This window comes from Streptomyces sp. NPDC029956 (genome assembly GCF_055574655.1).
On sequence record NZ_JBVHZJ010000042.1, the window covers coordinates 48,993 to 59,158 of the forward strand.

The window sequence follows — 10,166 nt, forward strand, 5'->3', positions numbered from 1 at the left end:
CATAAAAAACAAAACCCCCCCCCACAACAAGAAGGAAAGAGATCACCGCGCCCCCCCCCCCCCCCCCCCCCCCTCCCCTCCCGGCATGTCCCGTCGGTGCTACGGGATCACGCGCCGGCGAACTCGATCGCCGCCAGGTTCTTCTTGCCGCGCCGCAGCACCAGCCAGCGGCCGTGCAGCAGATCGTCCGCGGCCACCTCGGCGTCCTCGGCGGTGACCTTCACGTTGTTCACGTACGCCCCGCCCTCCTTCACCGTGCGACGTGCCCCGGACCTGCTCGGGGCGAGACCGACCTCGGTGAACAGGTCGACCACCTGACCCAGCTCCGTCACCCGCGCGTGCGGCAGCTCGGACAAGGCGGCGGCCAGCGTCGCATCGTCCAGCTCCGCCAGGTCGCCCTGGCCGAACAGCGCCTTGGAGGCGTTGATGACGGCCGCGCACTGGTCCGCGCCGTGCACCAGAGAGGTCAGCTCCTCGGCCAGCGCGCGCTGCGCGCCACGGGCCTGCGGACGCTCGGCGGTCTGCTGCTCCAGCTCCTCGAGCTCCGCGCGGGACCTGAAGGACAGGATCCGCATGTACGTCGAGATGTCCCGGTCGTCCACGTTCAGCCAGAACTGGTAGAACGCGTACGGCGTGGTCATCTCCGGGTCGAGCCAGACGGCACCGCTCTCGGTCTTGCCGAACTTGGTGCCGTCCGCCTTGACCATCAGCGGGGTCGCGAGCGCGTGCGCCTCGACACCCGGCTCCAGGCGGTGGATCAGGTCGAGTCCGGCCACCAGGTTGCCCCACTGGTCCGAGCCGCCCTGCTGGAGCGTGCAGCCGTAGCGGCGGTACAGCTCCAGGAAGTCCATGGCCTGCAGCAGCTGGTAGCTGAACTCCGTGTAGCTGATGCCCTGCTCGGACTCCAGGCGCCGGGCGACGGAGTCCTTGGTCAGCATCTTGTTGACCCGGAAGTGCTTGCCGATGTCCCGCAGGAACTCGATCGCCGACATGCCGGCGGTCCAGTCCAGGTTGTTCACCATGACCGCGGCGTTCTCCCCCTCGAAGGAGAGGAACGGCTCGATCTGCGTCCGCAGCCGGTTCACCCAGTTCGCGACCGTCTCGGGGTCGTTCAGGGTGCGCTCGGCCGTCGGCCGCGGGTCACCGATCTGCCCGGTGGCCCCGCCGACCAGCGCCAGCGGCCGGTGCCCGGCCTGCTGGAGCCGGCGGACGGTGAGGACCTGGACCAGGTGGCCGACGTGGAGGCTGGCCGCGGTCGGGTCGAAACCGCAATAGAAGGTGACGGGACCGTCCGCGAGAGCCTTGCGCAGTGCGTCCTCATCGGTGGACTGGGCGAAGAGCCCACGCCACTTCAGCTCATCGACGATGTCGGTCACGTCGTCCGTCTCCTTGTGATGCCGGTGGGAATGGTCGTCTCAGTCTAGGTGGGTCAGACCCCCTTGCTGACCGAGCTCATGTTGAAGTCGGGGATCCGCAGGGCGGGCATCGCGGCCCGGGTGAACCAGTCGCTCCACTCGCGCGGCAGCGTCTTCTCCGTCCGGCCCGCCTCGGAGGCCCGCGACAGCAGGTCCACCGGCGACTCGTTGAACCGGAAGTTGTTCACCTCGCCGACCACCTCGCCGTTCTCGACCAGGTAGACGCCGTCCCGGGTGAGCCCGGTGAGCAGCAGCGTCGCCGGGTCGACCTCGCGGATGTACCAGAGGCAGGTGAGAAGCAGACCGCGCTCCGTCGAGGCGACCATCTCCTCCAGGGAGCGCTCGCCGCCGCCGTCCAGGATCAGGTTCCCCGCTCCGGGAGCCACCGGCAGGCGCGTGAGTTCCGCCGTGTGCCGGGTGGTGATCAGACGCTCCAGCTTCCCGTCGCGCACCCAGTCCGTCGGCGCGATCGGCAGACCGTTGTCGAAGACGGAGGAGTCGTCGCCCGAGGAGTGCGCGATGACGAACGGAGCGGACTCCAGGCCCGGTTCGTTCGGGTCGCTGCGCAGGGTCAGCGGCAGCGGGGACAGGGTCTCGCCGAGCCGGGTGCCGCCACCGGGCTTGGAGAAGACCGTACGGCCCTCGACCGCGTCCCGGGCCGTGGAGGACCACAGCTGGTAGATCAGCAGGTCGGCCACGGCCGTCGGCGGCAGCAGCGTCTCGTACCGCCCGGCGGGCAGCTCGATCCGGCGCTCCGCCCAGCCGAGGCGGGTCGCGAGCTCGGCGTCGAGCGCGGCAGGGTCGACGTCCTTGAAGTCCCGCGTCGAGCGGCCCGCCCACGCGGAGCGCGAACGGTCGGGGGACTTGGCGTTCAGCTCCAGGGTGCCGTTGGGCTGGTCGTGGCGGAGCCGCAGGCCCGTGGACGTCCCCAGGTAGGTGGAGGTCAGCTCGTGGTTGGCGAAGCCGTAGAGCTCACGGCCGCCGGCCCGGGCGCGGGCGAAGGCCTCGCCGAGCGCCGGCGCGAAGTCGGCGAACACGGCGGAGGAGGTCTCCGCGGGCGCGTCCGTGAAGTCGGGCGACGCGGACACGTCCGTCACCAGCGGCTGGGCGTCCTCGGCCGCCCCGGCGGCACGCGCGGCCGCTTCGGCGGCCCGCACCAGGGGCTCCAGGTCGTCGACGGTCACGGCGGACCGGGACACGACACCGGTCGCGGTGCCCTGCGCCCCGTCGACGGTCGCGATCACGGTGAGCGTGCGGCCGCGGGTGACACCGTTGGTGGTGAGCGCGTTGCCCGCCCAGCGCAGATTCGCCGAGGACTCCTCGTCGGCGATGACGACACACCCGTCGGCACGGGACAGCTCGAGGGCCCGCTCGACGATCTCGTACGGCTTGCTGACGCGGCTCATCGTCCGGCCTCCTGCGTCGTGTTCAGACTGTGCTCGCCCGGGGGACGACCCCCGGACCCCCGGCAGATGTCGTGGCTGACGCTCATCGCCCCGCCTCCTGCGTCGTGTTCAGACTGTGCTCGCCCGAGGGACGACCCCCGGACCCCCGGCAGATGTCGTGGCTGACGCTCATCGCCCCGCCTCCTGCGTCGTGTTCAGAATGTTGACGCCCCGGAAGAGGGCGGAGGGGCAGCCGTGGGAGACCGCGGCGACCTGGCCCGGCTGGGCCTTGCCGCAGTTGAAGGCGCCGCCGAGGACGTACGTCTGCGGGCCGCCGACCTGCTCCATCGAGCCCCAGAAGTCGGTGGTCGTCGCCTGGTAGGCCACGTCACGCAGCTGCCCGGCGAGCCGCCCGTTCTCGATGCGGAAGAAGCGCTGCCCGGTGAACTGGAAGTTGTAGCGCTGCATGTCGATCGACCAGGACCGGTCGCCGACCACGTAGATCCCGCGCTCCACACCGCCGATCAGGTCCTCGGTCGACAGACCGCCCGGGTCCGGCTGGAGCGAGACGTTCGCCATCCGCTGCACCGGCACGTGCGCGGGGGAGTCGGCGAAGGCGCAGCCGTTCGACCGGCCGAGGCCGGTGAGCTTCGCGATCCGCCGGTCCAGCTGGTAGCCGACGAGCGTGCCGTCCTTCACCAGGTCCCAGCTCTGCGCCTCGACGCCCTCGTCGTCGAACCCGACGGTCGCCAGACCGTGCTCGGCGGTCCGGTCACCCGTCACGTTCATGATCGAGGAGCCGTACGCCAGCTTGCCCAACTGGTCGAAGGTCGCGAAGGAGGTGCCCGCGTACGCCGCCTCGTAGCCGAGCGCCCGGTCCAGCTCGGTGGCGTGCCCGATCGACTCGTGGATGGTCAGCCAGAGGTTCGACGGGTCGACGACCAGGTCGTACCGGCCCGCCTCGACGCTCGGCGCCCGCATCTTCTCTGCGAGCAGCGCCGGAATCTCGTCCAGCTCCTTGTCCCAGTCCCAGCCGGTGCCCGTCAGGTACTCCCAGCCCCGCCCGACCGGCGGCGCGATCGTCCGCATCGAGTCGAACTCGCCGGTCGTCTCGTCGACGGCGACCGCCGTGAGCTGCGGGTGCAGCCGGACCCGCTGCTGGGTGGTCACGGTGCCGGCCGTGTCCGCGTAGAACTTGTTCTCGTGGACGGTGAGCAGCGAGGCGTCCACATGCGCCACGCCCTCCGCCCGCAGCAGCCGGGAACTCCAGTCGGCGAGCAGCGCGCTCTTCTCCTCGCCGGGGACGGAGAAGGGGTCGATCTCGTACGAGGAGACCCAGGTGCGCTCCTCGTGCACCGGCTCCGCCGCGAGCTCGACGCGTTCGTCGGAGCCGGCCGCCGCGATCACCTTGGCGGACAGCTTCGCCATGGCGACCGCCTGCGAGGCGACCTTCGCGGCCCCGTCCATGGTCAGGTCGACCCCGGACGCGAAGCCCCAGGCCCCGCCGTGCACCACCCGCACCGCGTAGCCGAGGTCCGTGGTGTCCGAGGAACCGGACGGTTTGGCGTCGCGCAGCCGCCACGAGGCGCTGCGCACCCGCTCCAGGCGGAAGTCCGCGTGCTCGGCACCGAGCGCGCGCGCTCGGGCGAGCGCCGCGTCGGCGAGCGCCCGCAGGGGCAGCGCGACGAACGAAGGGTCGATCTGGTGGACCACGAGCGGCCTCGCTCTCGGTGATCGGAAGGCTGTGGTGGGGCTGTGGTGGAGCTGTCGTTGATCTGCCACGGAAGTCAATCACGGGACGGCTCGCGGAGTCGGCGCATTACCGACGCCGGGGGACCTGAGCTGTAGGGACCCGACAGTGACACCCGGGCGCCACTGTCGGAGGTCGATTCCTCATGTCGGGGGCGATACCGATAGGTTTTCGGCTACCAGACCGCTATCGAAAGGGTGATCCGTTGAGCCGCTCGGTTCTCGTCACCGGAGGAAACCGGGGCATCGGCCTCGCCATCGCCCGCGCGTTCGCCGAGTCCGGCGACAAGGTCGCGATCACGTACCGCTCCGGCGAGCCGCCGGCGGCCCTCGTCGAACTGGGCTGCCTGGCCGTCCGGTGCGACATCACCGACGGCGAGCAGGTGGAGCAGGCGTACAAGGAGATCGAGGAGAAGCACGGTCCGGTGGAGGTCCTCGTGGCCAACGCCGGCGTGACGAAGGACCAGCTCCTCATGCGCATGTCCGAGGAGGACTTCACCTCCGTCGTCGACACCAACCTCACCGGCACCTTCCGGGTCGTCAAGCGTTCCAACCGCGGAATGCTGCGCGCCAAGAAGGGCCGCGTCGTCCTGATCTCGTCGGTCGTCGGCCTGCTGGGCTCCGCGGGCCAGGCGAACTACGCCGCGTCCAAGGCCGGCCTGGTGGGCTTCGCCCGTTCCCTCGCGCGTGAGCTGGGCTCCCGCAACATCACCTTCAACGTCGTCGCCCCTGGTTTCGTCGACACCGACATGACCGCGGTGCTCACCGACGAGCAGCGCGCGGGCATCGTGTCCCAGGTGCCGCTGGGCCGCTACGCCCAGCCGGAGGAGATCGCCGCCGCGGTGAAGTTCCTCGCCTCCGACGACGCCTCGTACATCACTGGAGCCGTCATCCCGGTTGACGGCGGATTGGGCATGGGTCACTGACCATGAGCGGAATTCTCGAGGGCAAGCGCATCCTCATCACCGGTGTGCTGATGGAGTCCTCCATCGCCTTCCACACCGCGAAGCTGGCCCAGGAGCAGGGCGCGGAGATCATCCTCACCGCCTGGCCGCGGCCGACGCTGACCGAGCGCATCGCCAAGAAGCTGCCCCACCCCGACAAGGTGAAGGTCCTGGAGCTCGACGTCTCGAACGACGAGCACCTCGCCCGCCTGGAGGGCCAGGTCCGCGAGCACCTGGGCGACCGCCTCGACGGCATCGTGCACTCCATCGGCTTCGCGCCGCAGGACGCGCTCGGCGGCAACTTCCTCAACACCCCGTTCGAGTCCGTGGCCACCGCCATGCACGTCTCCGCCTTCTCCCTGAAGTCGCTGACGATGGCGCTGCTGCCGCTGATGAGCGAGGGCGGCTCGGTCGTCGGCCTCACCTTCGACGCGAAGTTCGCCTGGCCGCAGTACGACTGGATGGGCCCGGCCAAGGCCGCCCTGGAGGCCACCAGCCGCTACATGGCGCGTGACCTGGGCAAGCAGAACATCCGCTGCAACCTGATCTCGGCGGGCCCGATCGGTTCGATGGCCGCGAAGTCGATCCCCGGCTTCGGCGAGCTGGCGGCCGTGTGGGACAGCCGTTCCCCGCTGCAGTGGGAGCTCTCGGACCCGGAGCCGGCCGGCCGCGGCGTCGTCGCGCTGCTCTCGGACTGGTTCCCGAAGACCACGGGCGAGATCGTCCACGTGGACGGCGGCCTGCACGCCATCGGCGCGTAACCGCTGCTCGTCGGAGCATCAGGGCCGTGTGCCCGCCCCGGAGGGGGCGGACACACGGCCCTCGCCGTTCCGCAACCCCTGCCCGACTCGAAAAGTCGAGCGAACCACCCCAGACTGGGGCGGAGCGTGATGCTTCTGCTGCTGACGGGGAGGAGGTGCGGGCATGCGTGCGATACGTCAGGGGCTCGGCGCGTTCGTCTCCGTCGCCGTACTGCTCACCGGGATCGCCGTCGCCGCCGAGGTGCGGGCCGCGCCCGCCCCGGCCGAGGCGCCCCCCGGCCCCGCCCCGGCGGCCGAGGAGCCGGAGAACTTCGGCGCCTCCTGCCGCACCGTCGTCCAGGGTTCGACCGTCACCGCCCACTGCCAGAACCCCTACCCCCGCACCGACCGGGTCCGGCTCCACGTCGAGTGCGAACGCTGGTGGGACATCGACTCCGACAGCGCCCCCGTGGAGGTCGGCCCCGCCGACTACGGCGAACTCACCGGCCGCTGCTGGAAGGAGGTCCGCTCCGCCTGGATCACCCACCAGCCGGCGGACCAGGCTCCCGACCCGACTCCGGTACGGGGCTCCTGAGGCACATGTAGGGGTAGCCGGCCGCTTCCGCTCCGGCCCGTTCGGCGTCGCCCTCCCGGATCGCGTCCACCAGGCGCCCGTGGTCCATCCGGTTCTCCGGCCGCAGCACCTGCCCGACGTCGTCGCGCAGCCACTCCCGCAGCAGATCGCCCAGGTCCGCGTAGAGCTCGGTGAGCACCTCGTTGCCCGAGGCGGCGACGACCGCGTGGTGGAAGGTCGCGTCGGCGCTCACGAACCGCTCCGCGTCACCGGACTCCCACGCCTCCTCCCGCCGTACGAGCAGGGTGTCGAGCTGCTTCAGATCCCGCTCGGTGCGCCGCGCCGCCGCGAGCCGCGCCGCGGCGGACTCCAGGGTCGAGCGCAGCTCGGCGACGTGCCGGGGGTCGGAGCCGGCGAAGCGGCGGTGCATGACGCCGGCCAGTTCGCTGGTGGCGATGACGTACGTCCCCGAGCCCTGGCGGATGTCGAGGAGCCCGTTGTGCGCGAGCGCCCGTACCGCCTCGCGCACGGTGTTGCGGGCCACCCCCAGCTGCTCGACCAGCTCGGGCTCGGTCGGGATGCGTGACCCCACCGGCCATTCGCCGGAGGTGATCTGGTTCCGCAGCTCGGCGATCACCTGATCGGAGAGGCCTGCGCGCCGGGGGTGGCCGAGGGCCATGGAGCACCTTCCCATTCGTTCGAGTCGCCCAAGTCGTTCGAGATTGGACAACCAATCATCCCATGATTCTATGATGGCCCCATGCCTGACGAGCCGAAGACCCTCGACCCCACCGCACGACCGGCCACGACCACCGTCCCGGCGGCCACCACGGCCCCGCCCGGAGCCGCCGTCGCCGGCGATTCTCCCGCACGGGTGCGCACACAGCGCTGGACCCTCGGCCTCGTCACCGTCGGACTCGTCCTGGCCGCGCTCAACCTGCGCCCCGCCATCACCAGCCTCGGCGCCCTCCTCGAAGAGGTCAGCGCGGACCTCCACATGAGCGGCACCGTCGCCGGCGTCCTCACCTCCGTCCCCCCGCTCTGCTTCGCTGTCTTCGGCATCACGGCCCCGCGCCTCGCCCGCCGCTTCGGCCCCGCCGCCGTCGTCTGCGCGGGCATGGCCGCGATCTTCGCCGGCCTGATCCTGCGCCCCTTCGCAGGCGGCACCATCGGCTTCCTCGCCGCCAGCGCCCTCGCCCTCATGGGCATCGCCGTCAGCAACGTCCTGATGCCGGTCATCGTCAAGCGGTACTTCCCCGACCGCATCGGCAGCATGACCGGCCTCTACTCCATGGCCCTCGCCCTCGGCACCTCCGTCGCCGCGGCCGCGACCGTCCCCATGACCGCCGCCCTCGGCGGCGACTGGCGGATCGGCCTCGGCGTCTGGGCGGGCATCGCCGCCCTGGCCGTCGTGCCCTGGATCCCGCTCGTCCGCGACCGGGACCGCGCCACCGAGGAGACCAGGACCACCGCCACGGCGACGGAGACCGCCGCCCCGCGCATCACCCGCAGCCGCACCGCCTGGGCCCTCGGCTGCTACTTCGGCCTCCAGGCCACGGGTGCCTACATCACCATGGGCTGGATGCCGCAGATCTTCCGCGACGCCGGCGTCCCCGCCTCCACCGCGGGCGTGCTCCTCGCCGTCACCATGGTCATGGGCGTCCCGCTCGCCTTCGTGATCCCCCGGCTCGCCACCCGCATGAAGAACCAGGGCCCGATCGTCGTCGCCCTCGGCCTCTGCGGCCTCGCCGGCTACACCGGCCTCTTCCTCGCCCCCGCCGCCGGCGCCTGGGTCTGGGCGCTGCTCCTCGGCGTCTCCAACTGCTCCTTCCCGCTCGCCCTCACGATGATCGGCATGCGCTCGCGCACCGGCGCCGGAGTCGTCCGGCTCTCCGCCTTCGCGCAGAGCGTCGGCTACCTCATCTCCATCCCCGGCCCCCTCCTCGTCGGCGTGCTCTACCAGCACAGCGGCGGCTGGGGAGTGCCGATCGCCCTGATGGGCGGGCTCATGGTGCCGCAGATGATCGTCGGCACCCTGGCGGGCAGGGACCGGACGTTCGAGGACGAATCCTGAGATGCGAGACTGTCGCCATGCCAGTTCTCGAACCCAATCCCCCGAACGGCCAGAAGAAGCTGCTCATCGTGTTCGGCGCGATGATCGGCATCACGGTCGTCATCGGCTTCATCGCCTCGATCGCCTCCCCGTGACACCGCCCGCCCCGCCCCGGGGTGGGGGTAACCCCCGTATCCCCTAGGGGGCGGGACTCAGGGTGAAGTGGGTGGATCACCGGATGGGCCGAGGAGCCCGCGATCCCTAGGTTGGAGACGACAGGGAAAGCGGAGCTCTCACCCACGGAGGCGGTCATGTCGGCCCACACGTCAACCCGCGTCCGGCCCGAGGCGACCGGTGCCGACACCCGGCTGCCCTGGTGGGCCCTCGTCCTCCCGGCGGCCGCGTTCGTCACCCTTCTGCTGCTGATGGCGGGGCCCGGTGAGGCCCACGCGGCGGCAGGCGACCCGGGGGTCGGAGGGTTCCTGGAGCGGATCCGGCAAACGCTCTCTCTCTGAGTCGGCGCGAGCCGTTTCGTGCAAAGCTGAGAACCATGAGCGTCGACACACCCCGCAGGATCGTGCTGCTCCGACACGCCAAGGCGGACTGGAACCAGGAGTCCGACCACGAGCGCCCCCTCGCCGAGCGAGGCCGCGCGGACGCCCCCGTCGCCGGCCGCCGGCTCGCCGAGACCGGCATCGCCTTCGACCTGGCCCTCTGCTCCACCGCCACCCGGACCCGCGAGACCTGGAAGCTGGCCGTACACGCCCTCCCCGAGCGCCCGAAGACCGTGTACGAGGACCGGCTGTACGAGGCCTCGCTCGGCGAGCTCATCGCCCTGCTCAACGAGACCTCGGAGGACGTGTCGGACCTCCTGGTCATCGGCCACAACCCCGGGATGCACGCCCTCGCCGACGCCCTCGCCGGTACCTCCGACGGCGACCTGCTGCCCCGCATGAACCGCAGCGGCTTCCCGACCTCCGCCTTCGCCGTCCTCACCTTCTACGGCTCGTGGAAGTCCCTGGAACACGGCGCCGGACGCCTCGTCGACTTCTGGACCCCGCACGCCTGACCGGCACGCCCGGCCCGCACGCCTGACCGGCACGCGCCCGGCCTGTACGCCCGGGCCGCACGCCGCCTCGGTGGAATCCGTACGCCCGGCGACACGCCTGCGCCCACCCCGTGGCCGTACGGGAGAGGGGGGGGGGGGGGGGGGGGGGGTGGGGGGGGGGGGGTGGGGGGGGGGGGGGGGGGGTGGGGGAGGGGGCTTTTCTGCCGATGTGTTGTATTGCGTGCTTTTGCGCTGGTT

General features: G+C 71.3%; 11 protein-coding genes. 7 read left to right on the forward strand and 4 right to left on the reverse strand.

The window, feature by feature from the left end; all coding sequences use genetic code 11:
- Positions 1 to 107: 107 nt before the first annotated feature.
- From tyrS to ACZ4XX_RS28235, 3 genes are all read right to left on the reverse strand, one after another.
- Positions 108 to 1,376 (reverse strand): tyrosine--tRNA ligase, encoded by a 1,269-nt coding sequence (tyrS, locus tag ACZ4XX_RS28225; protein ID WP_468510680.1) that lies wholly within the window; start codon positions 1,374 to 1,376, stop codon positions 108 to 110.
- A gap of 53 nt (positions 1,377 to 1,429) precedes the next feature.
- On the reverse strand, positions 1,430 to 2,821 hold the full coding sequence (locus ACZ4XX_RS28230; RefSeq protein WP_468510681.1) for a metallopeptidase TldD-related protein: 1,392 nt from the start codon (positions 2,819 to 2,821) through the stop codon (positions 1,430 to 1,432).
- A gap of 168 nt (positions 2,822 to 2,989) precedes the next feature.
- Complete coding sequence (locus ACZ4XX_RS28235; protein ID WP_468510682.1) at positions 2,990 to 4,513, reverse strand: TldD/PmbA family protein; 1,524 nt, start codon at positions 4,511 to 4,513, stop codon at positions 2,990 to 2,992.
- Positions 4,514 to 4,755: 242 nt separating this feature from the next.
- Between ACZ4XX_RS28235 and fabG the strand changes: the two genes are divergently transcribed.
- The 3 genes from fabG (at position 4,756) to ACZ4XX_RS28250 (ending at position 6,828) form a co-directional block, all read left to right on the forward strand.
- A complete protein-coding gene (gene fabG / locus ACZ4XX_RS28240; RefSeq protein WP_468510683.1) occupies positions 4,756 to 5,475 on the forward strand; it encodes a 3-oxoacyl-[acyl-carrier-protein] reductase in 720 nt (239 codons plus the stop codon).
- 2 nt (positions 5,476 to 5,477) lie between these two features.
- Positions 5,478 to 6,254 carry an enoyl-ACP reductase FabI gene (fabI, locus tag ACZ4XX_RS28245; protein WP_073917327.1) on the forward strand — a complete coding sequence of 259 codons (777 nt, stop codon included), beginning with the start codon at positions 5,478 to 5,480 and terminating at the stop codon, positions 6,252 to 6,254.
- Between the two features lie 163 nt (positions 6,255 to 6,417).
- Complete coding sequence (locus ACZ4XX_RS28250; protein ID WP_468510684.1) at positions 6,418 to 6,828, forward strand: hypothetical protein; 411 nt, start codon at positions 6,418 to 6,420, stop codon at positions 6,826 to 6,828.
- Here the strand turns inward: ACZ4XX_RS28250 and ACZ4XX_RS28255 are convergent.
- Complete coding sequence (locus ACZ4XX_RS28255) at positions 6,773 to 7,486, reverse strand: FadR/GntR family transcriptional regulator (RefSeq protein WP_468510685.1); 714 nt, start codon at positions 7,484 to 7,486, stop codon at positions 6,773 to 6,775. The genes ACZ4XX_RS28250 and ACZ4XX_RS28255 overlap by 56 nt on opposite strands.
- Before the next feature lie 81 nt (positions 7,487 to 7,567).
- Between ACZ4XX_RS28255 and ACZ4XX_RS28260 the strand changes: the two genes are divergently transcribed.
- From ACZ4XX_RS28260 to ACZ4XX_RS28275, 4 genes are all read left to right on the forward strand, one after another.
- Positions 7,568 to 8,881 (forward strand): CynX/NimT family MFS transporter, encoded by a 1,314-nt coding sequence (locus tag ACZ4XX_RS28260; RefSeq protein WP_468510686.1) that lies wholly within the window; start codon positions 7,568 to 7,570, stop codon positions 8,879 to 8,881.
- Between the two features lie 17 nt (positions 8,882 to 8,898).
- Positions 8,899 to 9,015 carry an SGM_5486 family transporter-associated protein gene (locus ACZ4XX_RS28265; protein ID WP_468510687.1) on the forward strand — a complete coding sequence of 39 codons (117 nt, stop codon included), beginning with the start codon at positions 8,899 to 8,901 and terminating at the stop codon, positions 9,013 to 9,015.
- Between the two features lie 156 nt (positions 9,016 to 9,171).
- Entirely contained in the window at positions 9,172 to 9,375 is a 204-nt protein-coding gene (locus ACZ4XX_RS28270; protein ID WP_468510688.1) for a hypothetical protein, read from the forward strand.
- A 35-nt stretch (positions 9,376 to 9,410) separates the two neighbouring features.
- Positions 9,411 to 9,929, forward strand: a complete 519-nt coding sequence (locus ACZ4XX_RS28275; protein ID WP_468510689.1) for a SixA phosphatase family protein — start codon at positions 9,411 to 9,413, stop codon at positions 9,927 to 9,929.
- The last annotated feature ends 237 nt before the right edge of the window (positions 9,930 to 10,166 follow it).